Annotated in this window: 18 protein-coding genes; 5 read left to right on the plus strand and 13 right to left on the minus strand. The window is 44.1% G+C overall.

Annotation, left to right across the window (positions count from 1 at the left end; translation table 11 throughout):
• Positions 1 to 59: 59 nt before the first annotated feature.
• From modC to KI742_RS04790, 4 genes are all read right to left on the minus strand, one after another.
• Positions 60 to 1,166, minus strand: coding sequence for a molybdenum ABC transporter ATP-binding protein ModC (modC, locus tag KI742_RS04775; RefSeq protein WP_237306153.1), 1,107 nt, complete (start codon positions 1,164 to 1,166; stop codon positions 60 to 62).
• Positions 1,163 to 1,852: a molybdate ABC transporter permease subunit gene (gene modB, locus KI742_RS04780; RefSeq protein ID WP_285384875.1), complete on the minus strand. Its 690-nt coding sequence runs from the start codon at positions 1,850 to 1,852 to the stop codon at positions 1,163 to 1,165. The genes modC and modB overlap by 4 nt, the downstream gene beginning before the upstream one ends.
• A gap of 27 nt (positions 1,853 to 1,879) precedes the next feature.
• On the minus strand, positions 1,880 to 2,635 hold the full coding sequence (modA, locus tag KI742_RS04785; protein ID WP_170890093.1) for a molybdate ABC transporter substrate-binding protein: 756 nt from the start codon (positions 2,633 to 2,635) through the stop codon (positions 1,880 to 1,882).
• Positions 2,636 to 2,704: 69 nt separating this feature from the next.
• Positions 2,705 to 4,156: a cobyric acid synthase gene (locus KI742_RS04790; RefSeq protein ID WP_170893236.1), complete on the minus strand. Its 1,452-nt coding sequence runs from the start codon at positions 4,154 to 4,156 to the stop codon at positions 2,705 to 2,707.
• Between the two features lie 155 nt (positions 4,157 to 4,311).
• On the opposite strand from KI742_RS04790, the gene KI742_RS04795 reads away from it, so the two are divergent.
• Both KI742_RS04795 and KI742_RS04800 read left to right on the plus strand, forming a co-directional pair.
• A complete protein-coding gene (locus tag KI742_RS04795; protein WP_170893237.1) occupies positions 4,312 to 4,686 on the plus strand; it encodes a YgiW/YdeI family stress tolerance OB fold protein in 375 nt (124 codons plus the stop codon).
• A gap of 154 nt (positions 4,687 to 4,840) precedes the next feature.
• Positions 4,841 to 5,377, plus strand: a complete 537-nt coding sequence (locus tag KI742_RS04800) for a hypothetical protein (protein WP_017634623.1) — start codon at positions 4,841 to 4,843, stop codon at positions 5,375 to 5,377.
• A 123-nt stretch (positions 5,378 to 5,500) separates the two neighbouring features.
• Here the strand turns inward: KI742_RS04800 and KI742_RS04805 are convergent, their stop codons facing one another.
• The 3 genes from KI742_RS04805 to KI742_RS04815 form a co-directional block, all read right to left on the minus strand.
• On the minus strand, positions 5,501 to 6,184 hold the full coding sequence (locus KI742_RS04805) for an ATP-dependent zinc protease (RefSeq protein ID WP_005388032.1): 684 nt from the start codon (positions 6,182 to 6,184) through the stop codon (positions 5,501 to 5,503).
• 11 nt (positions 6,185 to 6,195) lie between these two features.
• The gene (locus KI742_RS04810) at positions 6,196 to 7,383 is read right to left on the minus strand and encodes an amino acid aminotransferase (protein WP_025767759.1); all 1,188 of its coding nucleotides are present in this window, start codon (positions 7,381 to 7,383) and stop codon (positions 6,196 to 6,198) included.
• A 155-nt stretch (positions 7,384 to 7,538) separates the two neighbouring features.
• Positions 7,539 to 8,396 carry an AraC family transcriptional regulator gene (locus KI742_RS04815; protein ID WP_025767758.1) on the minus strand — a complete coding sequence of 286 codons (858 nt, stop codon included), beginning with the start codon at positions 8,394 to 8,396 and terminating at the stop codon, positions 7,539 to 7,541.
• Positions 8,397 to 8,516: 120 nt separating this feature from the next.
• Between KI742_RS04815 and KI742_RS04820 the strand changes: the two genes are divergently transcribed.
• The gene (locus tag KI742_RS04820; protein WP_182016091.1) at positions 8,517 to 9,902 is read left to right on the plus strand and encodes an MATE family efflux transporter; all 1,386 of its coding nucleotides are present in this window, start codon (positions 8,517 to 8,519) and stop codon (positions 9,900 to 9,902) included.
• Between the two features lie 84 nt (positions 9,903 to 9,986).
• Here the strand turns inward: KI742_RS04820 and nrdG are convergent, their stop codons facing one another.
• Together nrdG and nrdD are read right to left on the minus strand one after the other, a co-directional pair.
• Positions 9,987 to 10,457 carry an anaerobic ribonucleoside-triphosphate reductase-activating protein gene (gene nrdG, locus KI742_RS04825; RefSeq protein ID WP_005376213.1) on the minus strand — a complete coding sequence of 157 codons (471 nt, stop codon included), beginning with the start codon at positions 10,455 to 10,457 and terminating at the stop codon, positions 9,987 to 9,989.
• An 83-nt stretch (positions 10,458 to 10,540) separates the two neighbouring features.
• Positions 10,541 to 12,661: an anaerobic ribonucleoside-triphosphate reductase gene (nrdD, locus tag KI742_RS04830; RefSeq protein ID WP_005388026.1), complete on the minus strand. Its 2,121-nt coding sequence runs from the start codon at positions 12,659 to 12,661 to the stop codon at positions 10,541 to 10,543.
• Between the two features lie 309 nt (positions 12,662 to 12,970).
• On the opposite strand from nrdD, the gene KI742_RS04835 reads away from it, so the two are divergent.
• The gene (locus tag KI742_RS04835) at positions 12,971 to 13,834 is read left to right on the plus strand and encodes an endonuclease/exonuclease/phosphatase family protein (protein WP_285384877.1); all 864 of its coding nucleotides are present in this window, start codon (positions 12,971 to 12,973) and stop codon (positions 13,832 to 13,834) included.
• A gap of 36 nt (positions 13,835 to 13,870) precedes the next feature.
• Here the strand turns inward: KI742_RS04835 and KI742_RS04840 are convergent, their stop codons facing one another.
• The 3 genes from KI742_RS04840 to KI742_RS04850 are packed head-to-tail and all read right to left on the minus strand — an operon-like array spanning position 13,871 to position 15,035.
• Positions 13,871 to 14,311: a YeeE/YedE family protein gene (locus KI742_RS04840; RefSeq protein ID WP_031781165.1), complete on the minus strand. Its 441-nt coding sequence runs from the start codon at positions 14,309 to 14,311 to the stop codon at positions 13,871 to 13,873.
• A gap of 14 nt (positions 14,312 to 14,325) precedes the next feature.
• Positions 14,326 to 14,739 carry a YeeE/YedE family protein gene (locus KI742_RS04845; protein WP_372058356.1) on the minus strand — a complete coding sequence of 138 codons (414 nt, stop codon included), beginning with the start codon at positions 14,737 to 14,739 and terminating at the stop codon, positions 14,326 to 14,328.
• Between the two features lie 5 nt (positions 14,740 to 14,744).
• Positions 14,745 to 15,035: a metalloregulator ArsR/SmtB family transcription factor gene (locus KI742_RS04850; RefSeq protein WP_005376206.1), complete on the minus strand. Its 291-nt coding sequence runs from the start codon at positions 15,033 to 15,035 to the stop codon at positions 14,745 to 14,747.
• A 151-nt stretch (positions 15,036 to 15,186) separates the two neighbouring features.
• Between KI742_RS04850 and KI742_RS04855 the strand changes: the two genes are divergently transcribed.
• Positions 15,187 to 16,890, plus strand: coding sequence for an FAD-dependent oxidoreductase (locus KI742_RS04855; RefSeq protein ID WP_285384878.1), 1,704 nt, complete (start codon positions 15,187 to 15,189; stop codon positions 16,888 to 16,890).
• A gap of 67 nt (positions 16,891 to 16,957) precedes the next feature.
• Here KI742_RS04855 and KI742_RS04860 read toward each other — a convergent pair whose 3' ends face one another.
• Entirely contained in the window at positions 16,958 to 17,656 is a 699-nt protein-coding gene (locus KI742_RS04860) for an aspartate/glutamate racemase family protein (RefSeq protein WP_285384879.1), read from the minus strand.
• Between the last annotated feature and the right edge of the window lie 31 nt (positions 17,657 to 17,687).

A 17,687-nucleotide genomic window follows, 5' to 3' on the forward strand; every position in this document is an offset into this window, starting at 1 on the left:
TAACAAAGGCCGCACTTTGCGGCCTTTTTTGATCATGAAGCGTAAATCAGTCTAAACGGTTAATGAGGCGCTAGTGCCATATCTTTTTGTGTCACACTGACACCTTTAATTTGTGCAAAAACACGGCTACCAACTTTTAGGTTGAGATCATCAAGGGCCCACGGTGTGATCGTTGCCCACAAATAACATTTCTCGTCTAGCTTGAGTGATACATTAATACTCTGTTTGTCATCGGCTGCGTTAAACACTTCGATGGAATCGACAATAGCAGGCAGAATATTTCGAATCGACGTCGCCTTGGGCTGCTCGAGCGTGATAGAAACGTCGTTGGCACGCACTTGCAAGCGTATTGGCGTGTCTGGTGTTCCGTCAATCTTTTGCACCCACAGGAATACATTAGGTGCAAGGCTGATACAAGTCAGTGCATAACGTTCATGATGTTCAGCAATCCGGCCTTCAAATAAGCTGCTTTGATCTGAGAAAGATTGCCATGGACGCATAGCATGAGAAGCCCACACCTCTTCGAGCTTACCTGAACTCGAAATTTTACCTTGGTCAATAATTGCAAGGTGCTGAGCAAGCCTTAAAATTTCCTGGAGACTGTGTGTGACATAGATAATAGGGATATTTACCTTCTCCGACAACTCCTCGAGAAAAGGCATTACCTCACGCTTTCTTGGCATATCGAGTGAGGCAAGTGGCTCATCCATCAAAAGCAAATTGGGCTTAGATAGCAATGCGCGCGCAATCGCAACACGTTGCTTTTCACCACCAGAAAGTGATACCGGAAAGCGCTTTAGTAACGGTTTGATAGACAAGAGTTCGGTGACTGCATCAAAATACTCGTCATCTTTTTCTTTAACGCCATACAACAAATTGCCTTGAACCGAATAGTGAGGAAACAAACGTGAATCCTGAAACACATAACCAATGCCACGCTTGTGCGTTGGTAGGTTTATTCCCTGTTCACTGTCAAACAAAACATGCTCACCAACCGCAACATACCCTTGCCTTGGAGTGACCAATCCGCTGATGATGTTAATCAACGTCGTTTTACCAGCACCAGATCGTCCAAACAAGGCACTAATTCCGTTACAGGGTAACTTAAGTTTGATGTCGAAGTCAGTCTCACCAAGCATTTGTTTAAATTGGACTTTAATCGTCATTGCTTCGCACCCAATCTGCTTGCCGCTTTACGATTTAGCCATTCAGAGATCATTAATGTAGACAAGGCTAACGCGATAGAAATGATACACAGACGAGCCGCCTGCATTTCTGCACCTGGCGTTTCAATAAAGTTGTACATTGCCAGCGGAATCGTTTGGGTCTCACTCGGAATGTTAGAGACGAAACTGATCGTCGCCCCGAATTCGCCAAGACTACGAGCAAATGACAGCATCGTGCCCGTAATAATTCCGGGAATGGTCAGTGGTAACGTGATGGTGAGAAACACTTTTAAAGGAGAAGCGCCTAACGTAGAGGCTGCGTGCTCCAATTTAGGGTCGACGCTATCTAAGCTTAAGCGTACTGAACGAACCATCAAAGGCAAAGCCACGACAAGACAAGCGACTACTGCCCCTTTCCAATTAAAGCTAAAGACTACCCCTAAGTTTTCATAGAGCCACTTTCCAAGGAACCCTTGTCGTCCTAAAGAAATCAACAACAAATAGCCGATTACCACTGGCGGCAATACCAGTGGTAAATGAATTAAGCTATCGAGAATCGATTTACCAAAGAACGTTTTTCGAGAAAGTAGCCAAGCAAGAAAAACGCCGAGAGGAATCAGCCAAAGTACTGCGTACGCGCCTACTTTGAGGCTTAACATTAAGGCTTGGTATTCCAGTTCTGTCACGCTTCGTTCCTATAATTGAAGGCCGGTTTATTGCTGAAAGCCATATTGAGCAAAAACGCGTGCGGCTTCGTCCGATTTTAGGTACTGGAAGAACTGCTCCGACTCAGTAGAATCATTCACAATTGCAGCCGGGTAAACAATAGCCGCATGCGTATCACTCGCAAATTCGCCGACAATTTTGACTTTATCAGTTAACTGAGCATCGGTTTTGTAGACCACACCTAAAGGCGCTTCTCCACGTTCAACCAACGCCAAAGCTAAGCGCACATTCTTTGCTGGTGCGACGTGAGTTTGAACCGCTTTCCATACACCCAGTGTAGTCAATGACTCTTTCGCGTACATACCAGCAGGTACTGACGTCGGATTGCCTAAAGCAAGACGATTTCCATGCAATGCCTTCTCCCATACCTTTGCATCAGAAAAGTTAAATGAGGTTAATTCTGAAGACTGAGGAGCAATCAACACTAAGCTATTGCGCACTAGATTTGTGACATTGTCACGATAAATGACGTCTTTATCGACCAAATAATCCATCCATTTCGTGTTCGCAGAAATGAATACATCCGCTGGTGCGCCATTGATAATTTGTCGAGCGATAGAAGAAGAACCACCATAAACGGGAGTGATAGAAACGTCATACTTTTCTTCAAAGTTTTGCGCGATCTCGTTAATCGCATTCGTCATAGAAGAGGCTGCATACACTTTTAGGTTCGTTGATGCGTTTGCTGAAAATGAAATGCTTAATACTACCGTAAGGCAAGCATACTGTTTCCATGCTTTCATAGAGATACTCCAATACAAGGCAAGCGAAAGAACAGGTTATTTAAATATAAAGTTCAATCAGTTAATGGGCTATTTAAACAAAAAATCAAGGCGCACATGTTGTTCTATCGCATCTGCGATGCGATTAATGCCTTGCTCCTTTAACTCTTCAAAGTCTTGTTGTTTGATTTGGGTGCCGTTTACCCATTCTGATACCAGGCTTAAGACAGCTGCCTCGTCAAAGAACCCGTGAAGGTAGGTTCCCATGATTTGGCCACACTCGCTGATCGCCCCCTCCGCTTCACCGGAACTGAATGTAAGAGGTTGCAGGCCCCGTACTTCACTTCGCCCTACGTGGATTTCATAACCCTTTACATTGGCTGTTTTGCCGTTAAGAGAAAGCTGTGCTTGTGTGTTTGTAAGCTGTTTGCTGTTAGTTAGCGTCGTAGTGATATCAAGCAAGCCAAGTCCTTCGCTTTGACCTGGTTGGCCTTCGACGCCGTTTGGATCATCAATCAAGTTTCCAAGCATCTGGTAGCCGCCACAGATACCAATCACTTTTCCACCAAGACGAATATGACGCAAGATATCTTTATCCCACCCCTGGCTTCTTAGATACTCCAGATCGTCTCTGACCGATTTGGTCCCAGGCAAAATAACCAGGTCGGCTTTATCTATTTTTTCGCCTTTACCTACATAACGTAGATTGATGTCTGGATTCAATCGCAGCACATCAAAATCAGTATGATTACTAATCCGGGTTAAAACAGGCACAACAACATTCAGTTTTACCTCAGAGTGCAACTCTTGCTGTGCAGTGATCGCGTCTTCTGCTTCTAAATTCAAACCATGAAGAAAAGGAAGTACACCAAGTACAGATTTACCTGTTTTTTCTTCTAGCCAATCGAGGCCCGATTGCAATAAACGAATATCACCTCGAAAACGGTTGATAACAAATCCTTTTACTCGCGCTTGTTCAGATTCAGAAAGTAACGCAAGTGTTCCGTACAAATGTGCAAACACTCCACCACGATCAATATCAGCGACAATGATCACTGGTACATCAGCGGCCTCAGCAAAACCCATGTTTGCAATATCGCCTTCTCGTAAATTGATTTCAGCAGGACTCCCCGCGCCCTCGATAATGATCGAATCAAATTCTTGAGTCAGACGAGAGAAGGAATCTAACACCGTGTCCATCGCCACTTTCTTGTAATCATGAAAGCCAGCCGCATCCATATTGGAAATCGCCTTACCCTGCAAAATGATTTGAGCACCTGTATCACTGTTAGGTTTAATTAAAACCGGATTCATATGTACGGTTGGCTCAATATTACACGCCTGTGCCTGAACGGCCTGTGCTCGACCTATTTCACCGCCATCTTTGGTTACCGCACTATTTAATGCCATGTTTTGTGGCTTAAATGGGGCAACATTTATCCCTTTTCTTGCTAATACACGGCATAAACCTGCCACAAGGACACTTTTTCCGGCATCCGAAGTGGTGCCTTGAACCATTAAAGATGGGATCGCTGATTTCATGAACATTTGTAAGGAATAGAGGAAGATGAACAATCATAACGTCATCGTCCCCACTTACTCAAGCAAATGAATAGAATATGAATGTTGAAATCATCATTGGTTCAAACAAGCCCTGTTTTAATGGCCCCATCAAAACAAACCGATGAGGATGTAACATGAAAAAGAATACAATTATCGCAACAATCGCCGCCTTAGCTATTGCTCCTTCTATCGCGTTCGCGAAAGATAACGCTCAAAACCAATCAAACTTGCAGTTTAACGGTCCTGTCACTGTGGAAAAATTGGATGCCTTGCTAAACGACTCCAATATGTTTACTGAAAAAGATGTGGTCGTTGAAGGTAACTTATTGCGTCAAGTTCGCGCGGATAAGTTTGTCTTTAGCGATGGTTCCGGTGAAGTGATGGTCGAACTCGATGATGATATTCAGCTAAATACTCCGATTGATCACAAGACTAAAGTCCGTTTGTTTGGCGAATTTGAAGGCGGGAACAAACCAGAGATTGAAGTCGAACAACTCGTGGTCATGTAAAACAAACCCCGATTGCTGTGCATATCAACATGATGTAGTGACGATTACAGCTAAATAGTGACGGCAAGCACTTAAAATGATAGCTTTATCAATCTTGGTCTGCTTTTTGCAGACCATTTTTTTGTTCATTTTAATCATCTTGCCCGGAGACACCATGCTAGGTAAAGCTCTAAAGGTTGCAGCCTTTGGTTTGTGTGCTATTTTGCCACTTTCCGCACATGCAAATAATTTCAACTACAACACGATGGAATTTCGCATGGGTACTAGCCCTGGTACATTTGGTGGCGAGTTCAATACCTACTTTACAGAGAATACCCATTTCATTGCTCGCGCAGACAGTGAGTTTAGCGGAGACTGGGACATTGCTGGTGGTATAGGCTTTAATGGGCCAGCAGGCCAATTTGCAGATATTTATGGCCAAATGTTGGTACACAACATTAAAGAGAACGGCAGTGATAAAGTGGGCGACGAGTGGCGCACGGAAGTGAATATTGGCACTCGTATTTGGTTTATGCAAAATGTTGAGCTACATGGCCGTATCGGCCAAATCATAGATAATGACGATTCGAACACCATTTACAATCTGGGCGCACGATTCCACTCAACTCAGCAACTATCGCTTGGTGCAGATTTCAAAAATAATGGTGTCTATGGCCAGCAAATTGTAATGTCTGCTCGTTTTGCATTTTAGTGGACATGACTACTAGGGCATCACAAGCAAGCATATGATTCAATAAAAATAGCCTCCGATTTTGGAGGCCATTTTTTGTTAATCACGAATTATTAGCTTGTAGCAGAAACTAGCTTTAATACATCAGTTTTTAGCGGTTTTTTTAGGTTTATCTTGCACATATTTTTTCGATACATCTACAACGGCGATATCTCTAAAAAAGCTTCGACCAAGCAAAATTGGAAACGTCATATGTCCGCGATCCGCTAACGTAAACTCTGTCTTTTCTTTGTGATCCCCAACGGTAATGTAGGCTTTTACCACCGCTCGTTTATCCACCTCTTCTGACGAAGACTGCTTAACTTTAGCCCAGCGCTCAACGGGTACTTTAAATTCTTTAGTGTCTTTGTCACCTAAATCTATCTTAAATTTAACCCAGTCTTTACCATCACGCTCAAACGGAACAATGTCAGTCGCACTAATTGATGATGTTGTCGCACCTGTATCGACTCTAGCCTTGAAAGTCTGGTCAATTTCAGGAACATAAACCCATTCTTCAGAACCAAGAATTAACATGCCATCGGGTGTTTTTGTGACCTTGACTGGCTTCTTAGGCTTTGGTTCCGGCTTTTTCTCAGGTTTCGCTTCTGGTTTGGGCTCCACCTCTGGCTTTGGATCTACATCAGGTTTCACTTCTGGCTCGACTTTAACGGGCTCTTCGACCTTTGGCGACTCTGGCTCAACAGGTTCCTGCGTCGTTTGAGTTGACGTACAAGCAATTAAACTGCCGCTCATCATAAGCGGCAGAATCAGTTTCCAGTTTTTCATCCACACTCCAATTAAGCTTGAGATACTTTCTTAATTGCGTCCGCTACGTATGGAATATGAGTTTCGGTAAGTCCGGCAATGTTAATTCGACCATCGCCAACACCATAAATGCCATAATCTTCACGCAGTTGCGCCATTTGGTTTCCACTAAAGCCTAGCACAGTAAACATGCCTTTGTGACCCTCAATGAAATCAAATTGATCTGTATTATGGTTGTTTCTCAACTCGTTACACAAACTTTGACGAAGGCTAACCAAACGATGTTGCATTTCACTCAATTCCTGCTTCCAAACGGAAGTGAGATTGTCATCTTGCAGAATGGTCTTAACTAAAGCTGCACCATGGTCGGGTGGCATCGTGTAAGTCGAGCGAGCTAGAGTGAGGAGTTTACCTTTTGCATTGGTTACATCATGCATGTTCTTACCAACCACAATCGCTGCACCAGTTCGTTCACGGTACAGACCAAAGTTCTTCGAACATGAAGTAGTAATCAACATCTCTTCAACGTTATCTGCCATAAAACGAAGGCCTTTTGCGTCTTCTTCTAGGCCATCACCGAAGCCTTGGTAAGCAATGTCCACAAATGGGATGAAACCGTTCTTCTGCGACAATTCTGTAATGGCTTGCCAAGCAGAGAAGTCAATATCCGCACCAGTTGGGTTGTGGCAACAACCATGAAGAAGTACCACATCTGAAGGCCCAGCTTTCGCAAGATCATCCATCATTTTTTCGGTGTCTACTTGTTTCGTTTCCGAAGAGAAATAGTGGTAGAACTTAACTTTAAGGCCTGCTGCTTCCATCACTGGCTTGTGGTTTACGTAGCTTGGGTTGGAAATCCAAACCGTCGTATCTGGCTGTGCGATCTTCATTAGATCACCGAGCATACGCAGCGCACCACTTGCACCTGGCGTTTGAATAGCTGCAACACGATCCATTGCAGACGTTCCCGTCAGTAGCAAATTGATCATGCTTTTATTAAATTCTTCGCAACCTGCAAGACCAACATAAGACTTGGTTTTTTGAGTTTCAACAACGACATCCTGCGCCATTTGAATGGCTTTCATAATCGGCGTTTCGCCTGCGCTGTTTTTGTATACGCCAATGCCAAGGTCAACCTTGTTTGGACGTTCATCGTTACGGTATGCAACGGATAGAGATAAAATAGGATCTAATACGGGAGTTGGGAGATTAGAAAACATGAAAGTCATAACCCTTTGAAATTCAAGTACCGAACCTCACGTTAACACCATCGCAAAAAATGACGAAATGATTTTTCACTTATTTCATCAATTAGAGAACAAAATTCTGGATTGCGGTGAGTTTTGTGCGCTCTATCGTTCAGAAAAAGAACGATTCACTCCTCGTTGTACCAATCCACTCTACCGTTTTTTCTAAACTCTCTTGGTGTCATGGTCGACCACGCTTTAAAACGTGTACTAAAGTTAGCGCTGGTCGGATATCCGACTATTTCTCCAATATGCTGAATTGGCCATTCTGTTGAACGAAGTAACCTAGCAGCATATTCCATGCGCATACGCGTTAAATGTGCCATTGGGCTTCGACCAAACTGCTTTTGAGTCAGTCGATGCAAATGAGGCTCCGAACATGGATATAGAGCCGCCACCTGCTCAACGCTCCAATCCTTATGGAGCTGACGTTGGACAAGGTCAAATACACGCCGAAGCCTCAATTGGCTGCGTGATATCGACTCTGAGGGCGGCATGTTTAACATCAGCTCTAACTGAGCCACACTATGCTCACCTACCGCACCACCATAATCGATTGGAAGGTTAATGCTGCGTAGTAACGTTTGGATACATGCATACATCACTTCAGGTGTAGATGAAAGCTGGTAGCGAACATCGCATTCTAATATCGGCCACTCTCTATCAGGAGCAAGAAAAAGCCACGCGATCTGCCAAGGTTCTTCTTCTATACCAAAACCGTTTTCAACACCTGCGGGTACTGTAATCAACGAGCCCGGTTCCAAATCGTATCGATAAGTCCCACTCTCTAGCCACCCTTTACCACGCACCGTATAGAGCAGCATGTGTTTCTTTTGGTTTTTACGATAAACAGAGAAGAAGTCACGACAAGTGGCAATGCCGCACTGCACAATGCCTCTCTCCTCAAGTGCTAATACTCGACTGTGATCAATAAACTCTTGATAAGTTTTTTCTGAAATCGCGTAGCGTTCTTGTTTATCTTCCATGATTTATTGGCTCACATGTGCGTTAGTAGAGAGTTTTACAAAGGTTTTGGATTCCTTTGAAAAATACACCGCCAAATCATGAGGATAAACTACTCGCATTAATCTTTAAGGAGAAATGCGATGCTCTTAACACGCGAATACATCGATAAAGCATTTTGGCAAAAGCTGATTACGATTGGCCTACCTGTTTCACTTCAGTCCATGCTTTTTGCTTTGCTCGGCGTCGTGGATATTTTCATGGTAAGCCTACTCGGTGAATCTGCAACGGCAGCAGTTGGTGTTGGAAATCGTATCTTTTTCTTCAACCTAGCGGTTGTCTTTGGCCTGTGCGGTGCAGTTACCATACTTGCTTCTCAATACTACGGCTCAGGAAACCTAGCCGGAATTCGCAGAACGTTGGCGCAATCTTGGTTTATTTCCATTTTGGTGACGCTGCCGTTTATCGTTCTTTATGCGATTTTTGATGAAGAGATCGTCTCTTTTATGTCAGACGATCCTGAATACGTCACTTATGCACGTGATTATCTTGTGGTTACGGGCTTTAGCCTCATTGCTACGGCGATAGTAGTACCGATTGAAGCGGTATTGCGCTCCGTGGGCCAAACCAAACTGGCAACCAACGTTAGTATCTCCGCCATTGTCGTTAACGTCGCGCTTAATTATGTTTTGATTTTTGGTTTATTTGGTTTCCCTCAATGGGGCGTATTTGGTGCAGCCGTAGGTAGTTTTGTTTCTCGATTTTTCCAAACCGCCGTCTTGATTTATTTTTTCTACAAACGATATGCTTACCTAATTCCGACTAAGTTCGATTGGGTACAAGGCCGCCTAAAACAGTATCGAAAAAAGTACTTTAAGGTTTCTTTACCCATGTTGGTCCACGATGCGCTTTGGACTGGTGGATTGATCGTTTACAGCATCATCTATGGGCAATTGGGCGTTTCAGAACTGGCGATCATCTCATTCTTATCACCGATTGAAGGGGTACTGATTTCAACCTTTATGGGATTTGCGGTCGCTGCATCCGTTCTTCTTGGGAATGATATTGGTGCAAAACATTATGACCGAGTCGAGAAAACGGCGTGGTGGTATGTGTTAACCAGCGCAATCTTAGCCACCTTGCTGTTTTTCCTAGTGTGGTTGAGCTCGCCCATGATTCATCACCTATTGGTACTGAGCCCGTTAACCGATGCAGACATGGCACTTAACGTATGTTTAGTCATGGCGCTAGGTATGATTTTGAGGGTGTTTAACATGGTTGGGATTGGCGGCGTACTAAAGAGTGGCGCTGATATTCGCTATAGCATTTTCATCGACACGTTCGGTCAGTGGGCTATTGGCATCCCCCTTACTTATTACACAGGCATGGTGCTAGGGCTGCCTTTGCATTTTGTCTTGATGTCTCTGCTCGCGGAAGAGTTAGTGAAAGGCGTACTGACGACTTACCGTATTCAATCTAAACGTTGGATAAATAATATGGTTGAAGATGACCAATCGGTGACAGCGTAACCAAAAAGACATTAACGAACTCACACCAAAAGGGCTCACCCGTTATGCACGCGTGAGCCCTTTTTATGTGCGGAGAATGCTTGATTAGATGTCCGTAAAGCGATGAATGATTTGGTTTGAACTGCCACGCCATTCGAGATTGAGGTCTTTCTTGTCTTGTTCAAACTTACCATCAATCAAAACATCGATGTATTGCACCACTTCCCTTTGCGCGTCATTCAGTTCCGTCAGCGTGTAGCCAGTCCAAACCCAAATGTCTTTACCTGGGCACTCCTCTCTCACCCTTTTCACTATCTTCAAAATATGAGGCACATTAGCAGGGTGAAGCGGATCTCCACCCGACAACGACAAGCCACGGCGTTTGATACGCGTGTCGTTTAAGTCAGCGATGATTTTGTCTTCCGCTTCTTGCGTGAAAAGTACACCAGAATCCAAACGTTGCGTCGACTGGTTATAACAGCCACGGCACTGATGCACACAACCCGACACAAACAGCGTGCAGCGCGTACCCGGTCCGTTAACAACGTCAATTGGATAGTATTGGTGGTAATTCATAATGCGTCTCTGTGTTATCGAGAAAGAGAAAATCAACCTGTTTAAAGTTGATTTTCAAAGTGTAAAACGAGTGGTAGTTAACCTTACAGGTGTTTAACTCGGCGCTTCACTTCTTCTTGCTTACCGAAGTTAAACGGGCGTGCATCTGGGCTGCCTAGGTAGCCACAAACTCGACGTGTTACTGATACTTTAGTTGAGTCATGGTTACCACAGCTTGGGCAAGTGAAGCCTTTGCTTGTACAGTCAAACTCGCCGTTGTAGCCACACTCGTAACACTCATCAATTGGCGTGTTAGTTCCGTAGTAAGGCACTCGGGTGTAACTGTAGTCCCATACGTTTTCTAGTGCTTCAACGTTGCGTTGCATGTTCGGGAACTCGCCGTAACAGATAAAGCCGCCACTTGAGATTTCTGGGTAAGGCATCTCAAAGTCAATCTTGTCGTATGGGTTCACCTTCTTCTCAACATCTAGGTGGAAGCTGTTGGTGTAGTAACCTTTGTCTGTTACGCCTTCAATTACGCCGAACTCTTTCGCATCGATGCGGCAGAAACGGCTACATAGGTTTTCACTTGGCGTTGCATATAAGCTGAAGCCATAACCTGTTTCGTCAGCCCATTGATTCACAGCATCTTTTAGATGCTTGATGATCGCGACCGCTTTTTCACGCAAAACAGCGTCATCATAAACGTGCGCTTCTGTACCGAATAGCGCGTTAATTGTCTCGTGTACACCGATGTAACCAAGAGAAATAGACGCACGACCGTTCTTGAAGATATCTGCGATTGAGTCGTCTGCTTTCAAGCGAACACCACATGCGCCTTCCATGTATAGGATTGGGGCCACACGTGCTTTCACGTTTTCAAGGCGAGAGATACGTGTCTCTAGTGCTTTACGAGCAAGACGTAGGCGGTCATTTAGAAGCTCGTAGAATTTCTCTTCGCTTCCGTTTGCACGGATAGCGATACGAGGAAGGTTCAAGCTCACGACGCCAAGGTTGTTACGACCTTCGTGAATCAGCTCACCGTTTTCTTCGTAAGTACCAAGGAAGCTACGGCAACCCATTGGCGTTTTGAATGAACCGGTTACTTCCACTACTTTGTCGTAGTTAAGAATGTCTGGGTACATACGCTTAGACGCACACTCAAGCGCAAGTTGCTTGATGTCGTAGTTTGGATCTTCTGATTTGTGGTTCAAACCATCTTTGATGCCGAATACAAGTTTAGGGAATACCGCTGTTTTACGGTTCTTGCCTAGACCTGCAATACGATTCTTCAGAATCGATTTCTGGATCAGGCGTGATGCCCAGCTTGTACCAAGACCAAAACCGAACGTAACGAATGGGGTTTGACCGTTCGCTGTATGCAGCGTGTTTACTTCGTATTCTAGAGATTGAAATGCGTCGTAACACTCTTTCTCAGTACGCGCTTTTGCGAACTCTTCTGGCTCAGCAATGTTCCACTCTTTTGCAATCTCTAGGTGTTTCTCGTAGCTTGTGATTACGTACGGTTCTAGAACCTCATCAATACGGTTGATGGTTGTACCGCCGTAAATGTGACTCGCGACTTGAGCAATGATTTGTGCTGTTACCGCTGTTGCAGTCGAAATTGATTTTGGCGTATCAATCTCAGCGTTACCCATTTTAAAACCATGCGTCAGCATGCCTTTAAGATCGATAAGCATACAGTTAAACATTGGGAAGAACGGTGCGTAGTCTAAATCGTGGTAGTGAATGTCACCCACTTCGTGCGCTTGAACCACATCGCGAGGAAGAATGTGCGTCTTCGCGTAGTGTTTCGCTACGATACCAGCCAACAAGTCACGTTGAGTCGGAATTACTTTGCCGTCTTTGTTCGCGTTCTCGTTGATTAGATCCAGATTACTTTCTTCAATCAAACCTTCGATTTCGCGAGTTAGTGCACTTTGCTTCTCACGAGCGATGTCGCGATCGTGGCGATATTCAATGTAAGAACGCGCTAGGGCTTTGTAAGGACCTTGCATGAGTTCATTTTCGACTAAGTCTTGAATCTCATGGATATGAACTTCATCGTGTTCTCTTAACTGTAACTCGACAGCAAGAGCCACATTAAGAGCATAAATAGCGACATCTTTATCTTTGTTTTCCGCTGCTGCTTCAACTGCTGCTTGGATACGATCCCTGTTGAACGGAGCTCTTGATCCGTCGCGTTTGATTACGATTGGTTTCACCTTGTTCTCCTTACCCGAGCATACTCACAGAGTTATCCATAAACACACTATATGGGGTTATTTTTTATTCTAGCAACACAATATATTGTGGCGTATTTAACGAGAAGCACCACTCGAAAACATTGATTTTGATCAATAAAGATTGGCTAGCGAACAAGAAGAAATCGATCTTATTGGCGTTGATCTCAGTTGCGAAGAAAACCATGAAAATTGCAAAATTGGTACTAAATCTACTTGCTATTTTTGGAGGTCTTGTAGGATAAAGGATGGAAAGGAATACGCTAAAAGATAGGAGTGCAACAGGCCAAAATGCGATCACTTTTTGTTACGTTAATATTACTTTTTAGTTCTCTTTCATTTGCTCAAAACTCCATCAATCTAACCAGTTGGAACATAGAATGGTTATCTATAGATGGTGGAAAAGTGTCGAGAACACCACAAGATTTTGAAAAACTGACCCACTATGTGGATAAAACACAAGCCGACATTCTTGCTTTTCAAGAAGTCGAAAGCGTCGCTGCAATGCAAAAAGCTGTTGGCAATGACTTCACTATCTATCTTTCCGATCGTTCAAACGCCTCCAACCGACACCTTCAGTTTAACGACACCAACCAATACACAGGCTTTGCCGTGCGCAATGGTGTAAGCGTATTAGACAAGCCAGACTTCTCTATCACACGAGGCAACAGCAAGCTGCGCTTCGCGAGCTACCTTATATTAAATCCAAACCAAGAAAACGAGACTCACCTACTCTCTGTACATCTGAAAGCGGGTTGCAGTGGCACGTATCGTAATAACCGCGATTGTAAGATAGTGAAACAACAAGGACAGGCACTAGCTAAGTGGATAAAGGCGCGCGAGGACAACAAACAACATTATGTCGTGCTTGGCGACTTTAACCACAACTTGGGTTATCAAGGAGATTGGTTGTGGGACGTGATATCGGACAATACTAGTGCAAATCTAGTGACTAAAGACACTAAAGCGGAATGTAAAGTGCGTTCTAATCGTAATCCGAATAAAACCCACCAATTCCGCTCGGTGATAGACCACATTATTGTGAGTGGTGATTTAAAGGCGTCGTCTGGTGTTCAAACCGTTTTCAAAACACAAGATGTACTCGACTATAAACTGAGTGACCATTGCCCGGTTTCTACGACACTCACTTTTTAGCGTTTAAGTACTATTTTTAACGTTGAAGTACTTTCTTTATTGACGAACCACTCTTTTAGCGGTGAATGACCCAGCCAACATTGCCACTATAAAGAGCAGAACTTGTGTGTTGCCAGTGAAAAGGCTGGCAACCGCAGGACCAGGACACACACCCAGTAACCCCCAACCAATACCAAACAGTACAGCACCACCGACTAACTTTTTGTCTATCGCTTTAGAAGTTGGGCATACAATCTCATCACCAAACACAGATTCGCTTCTTGGCTTTATTAATAAAAGATAAGCTGGAACGAACACCGCAAGTGCTCCGCCCATTACAAAGGCTAAGCTTGGATCCCATGCTCCAGTAATATCGAGAAAGCCAATCACTTTTGCCGGTTCAGCCATACCAGAGACCACCATACCAATACCAAAGAGCACACCAGAAAATGCAACAACGGACATTTGCTTAATACTTTTCATTACATGAGTTTTCATAACGGCACTATTCCTCACGATACTAGCAAGACGGTTAACATGGCTGTGGCCATAAAAGTACACGTCGCGACCACAGAACGGATTGAGAAACGCCCTATCCCACAAATGCCATGACCACTAGTACAACCATTGCCGATACGCGTACCGACACCGACTAACAAGCCAGCAACGATAACTAAAACAACAGAGCCGCTGTACTGTTCTGGTACATGCCCGCCAAGAACATAAACAGCAAACACGCCACCTAATACCATCGCAATTAAAAAAACAATGCGCCAAACGCGATCTGCGTTCTCAACGGCACCGTTTAAGATCCCACTGATCCCAGCAGTCTTGCCAGTAAATAGCATCAGTGTTATCGCTGATACGCCAACTATTATGCCGCCCAACAGCGACATCCAAGGAACTTCAAACATAGCAACCGCCAAACTAATTACTTACAGAAAACTTGCTTAAAGGCCTCAACCAGCGGACCAACTCTTTCATCAGAAATTGAATAAAATACCTGCTGAGAAACTTTTCTAGCTTTAATAATGTCGTGCTTTCTCAATACGGTGAGATGTTGTGAAAAAGCAGATTGGCTTAATGATGAACCTTCAAAAAGTTCACCGACCCCTTTCTCGCCTTCAATCAGCTTACACATCACGATTAGGCGCTCTGGATGAGCCATAATTTTAAGCAGCTCACTCGCTTCGGTCGCACTTTGTAGCATACTGTCGCCCATTCTTATGCCTCTTCATTACTACATTACATTTTATTAGATATTACTAATTAATATTATTAAGTCAATGCTAATGTAGATTAAATAACATTAGACTTAGCTAATTTATTTAAGTAAGGTGTAGGCGTTTTCGATCATTCAGCAGGAGAAATCCATGAGCAAAATCGTGATTATTGGTGGGGTTGCTGGCGGTGCATCTACAGCAGCTCGCGCTCGTCGTCTTAGTGAAGACGCAGAAATCATTATGTTTGAACGCGGTCCATTTGTGTCATTTGCAAACTGTGGCTTACCCTATCACATTGGTGGCGATATCCAAGAGCGCAGCAAACTGCTTCTTCAAACGCCTGAGAGCTTTCTAGCGCGTTTCAATGTTGATGTCCGTGTGATGAACGAAGTGGTTTCTATTAACCGTCAAGACAAAACGGTTACGGTTAAGAATTTGCTTGATGGCTCGGAATACCAAGAGAGCTACGACTTTCTTCTACTCAGCCCTGGCGCAGGTCCAGTTGTGCCGCCTATTCCGGGTATTGATAACCCGTTAACGCACTCGCTGCGCAATATTCCAGATATGGATCGCATCATTAAAACGATCGAAACCAACAAAGTTGAACACGCTACGGTCGTTGGTGGTGGTTTTATCGGTTTGGAAATGATGGAAGCCTTCCACCAGCTAGGCATAAAAACCACATTAGTTGAAATGGCGGATCAAGTGATGACGCCCGTTGACCGTGAAATGGCTGGCTTCGCACATGCTGAAATTCGTGAGAAAGGCATCGACCTTAAACTTGGCGTCGCACTTGAGTCGGTGAAATTCGTACCTAACGAGCACGTGGCAAGTTTCGACTCTGGTGAAAGCGAAAAACACCAACATCTAGAAGGTGAATTGGAATTAACACTAAACAATGGTGAAAGACTCACCACCGATATTCTGATTATGGCAATTGGTGTTCGCCCCGAGACCAAATTAGCAAAAGAAGCTGGCTTAGAAATCGGCGCTCTTGGTGGTATTTATACCAATGAATACATGCAAACCAGCGATCCTTCGATCTACGCTGTCGGCGACGCGGTAGAAGAGAAAGACTTCGTGACTGGCGAGCAAACTCTAGTGCCACTTGCGGGCCCGGCAAACCGTCAAGGCCGAATGGCAGCAGACAACATGCTTGGCCGCCAAGAAACTTACCAAGGTACGCAAGGCACGGCGATCTGTAAGATCTTTGATTTAGCCGTCGCTTCTACTGGTAAAAACGAGAAACAGCTGAAACGTGAAAACATCGCTTATGAAAAAGTGTATGTGCATACAGCAAGTCACGCGAGTTACTACCCAGGTGCAGAAACTGTGTCGTTCAAAATGTTGTTTGATCCAGTAACAGGTAAAATATTAGGTGCGCAAGCAGTAGGTAAAGACGGTGTTGATAAACGTATCGACGTAATGGCAGTTGCTCAGCGTGCTGGTATGACGGTAGAGCAACTGCAACACCTCGAGCTAACTTACGCGCCACCTTATGGCTCTGCTAAAGATGTAATTAACCAAGCGGCGTTTGTGGCAAATAACATCATCAAAGGCGATGCGACCGCAATTCATTATGATGAAATGGATTCACTGACAGAAGACCAACTGTTACTTGATGTTCGTAATCCTGGTGAATTGGAGTCCGTTGGTTATCTTGAAGGTGCAATTAATATTCCTGTCGATCAACTACGTCGTCGCATGCACGAACTTCCTAAAGACAAAGAGATCGTGATTTACTGTCAAGTTGGGTTACGCGGTAACGTAGCATACCGTCAGCTGGTCAACAATGGTTACAAAGCCCGCAACTTGATTGGTGGATACAGAACTCTCAAATTTGCTCGCTTATAACTTGATAATAAAAAAGAGAAAACCACGTGCTTGGTTTTCTCTTTTTTTGCAGGAAAGAAAGCGTAGATCATTCACCTTCAATTGCCAAACGGACTGCTGCTTGAGCATGGATAGAAGTGGTATCGAGTAGTGTAACATCGGTGTGACTTTGGTTTACAAGTAAGGCAATTTCAGTACACCCGAGAATCACAGCTTCAGCTCCGTGCTCTTTTAGTTTTTCAATAATTTGCAAGTATATCGTCCTTGACTCCTCTTTGATTTCACCTTGGCATAACTCTTTATAAATAATGTTATGTACTTTAGAGCGGTCGTCTTGATCGGGAATGACGACATCAAGCCCATAGAGGTCTGAAAGCCTTCCTTTATAAAAGTCTTGCTCCATTGTGAATTGAGTACCAAGGAGTCCGACCTTTTGAACCCCTTTCTCACGAAGTAACTCAGCAGTCGCGTCTGCGATATGTAGTATGGGGATATTAATACTGGCTTCAATTTGAGGCGCAACTTTGTGCATTGTGTTAGTACAAATAAGAATGAAGTCAGCGCCCCCTTTTTCTATTAAAGATGCAGCATCAGATAGAATGCTTGCCGTTTCTTCCCATTTACCTTGATGTTGAAGTTTCTCTATCTCCGAAAAATTCACGCTATACATACAAATTTTTGCGGAATTTAGGCCGCCTAACGCCTCTTTGACTCCTTCGTTGATCAATTTGTAATAACTAAGCGTCGACTCCCAGCTCATACCACCTAGAAGACCGATAGTTTTCATATAACTCTCCAATCGTTATACACCACCGTGC

The organism is Vibrio sp. D417a, from assembly GCF_030248595.1.
Classification (GTDB): domain Bacteria; phylum Pseudomonadota; class Gammaproteobacteria; order Enterobacterales; family Vibrionaceae; genus Vibrio; species Vibrio alginolyticus.

Coding starts and splice junctions, on each gene's coding strand:
- nrdG (WP_005376213.1), bottom strand. CDS start 10,457: ATGAATTACCACCAATACTATCCAATTGACGTTGTTAACGGACCGGGT.
- modC (WP_237306153.1), bottom strand. CDS start 1,166: ATGACGATTAAAGTCCAATTTAAACAAATGCTTGGTGAGACTGACTTC.
- KI742_RS04810 (WP_025767759.1), bottom strand. CDS start 7,383: ATGTTTTCTAATCTCCCAACTCCCGTATTAGATCCTATTTTATCTCTA.
- KI742_RS04790 (WP_170893236.1), bottom strand. CDS start 4,156: ATGAAATCAGCGATCCCATCTTTAATGGTTCAAGGCACCACTTCGGAT.
- KI742_RS04840 (WP_031781165.1), bottom strand. CDS start 14,311: ATGAAAACTCATGTAATGAAAAGTATTAAGCAAATGTCCGTTGTTGCA.
- KI742_RS04795 (WP_170893237.1), top strand. CDS start 4,312: ATGAAAAAGAATACAATTATCGCAACAATCGCCGCCTTAGCTATTGCT.
- KI742_RS04855 (WP_285384878.1), top strand. CDS start 15,187: ATGAGCAAAATCGTGATTATTGGTGGGGTTGCTGGCGGTGCATCTACA.
- KI742_RS04835 (WP_285384877.1), top strand. CDS start 12,971: ATGCGATCACTTTTTGTTACGTTAATATTACTTTTTAGTTCTCTTTCA.
- KI742_RS04850 (WP_005376206.1), bottom strand. CDS start 15,035: ATGGGCGACAGTATGCTACAAAGTGCGACCGAAGCGAGTGAGCTGCTT.
- modA (WP_170890093.1), bottom strand. CDS start 2,635: ATGAAAGCATGGAAACAGTATGCTTGCCTTACGGTAGTATTAAGCATT.
- KI742_RS04820 (WP_182016091.1), top strand. CDS start 8,517: ATGCTCTTAACACGCGAATACATCGATAAAGCATTTTGGCAAAAGCTG.
- KI742_RS04805 (WP_005388032.1), bottom strand. CDS start 6,184: ATGAAAAACTGGAAACTGATTCTGCCGCTTATGATGAGCGGCAGTTTA.
- KI742_RS04815 (WP_025767758.1), bottom strand. CDS start 8,396: ATGGAAGATAAACAAGAACGCTACGCGATTTCAGAAAAAACTTATCAA.
- KI742_RS04860 (WP_285384879.1), bottom strand. CDS start 17,656: ATGAAAACTATCGGTCTTCTAGGTGGTATGAGCTGGGAGTCGACGCTT.
- KI742_RS04800 (WP_017634623.1), top strand. CDS start 4,841: ATGCTAGGTAAAGCTCTAAAGGTTGCAGCCTTTGGTTTGTGTGCTATT.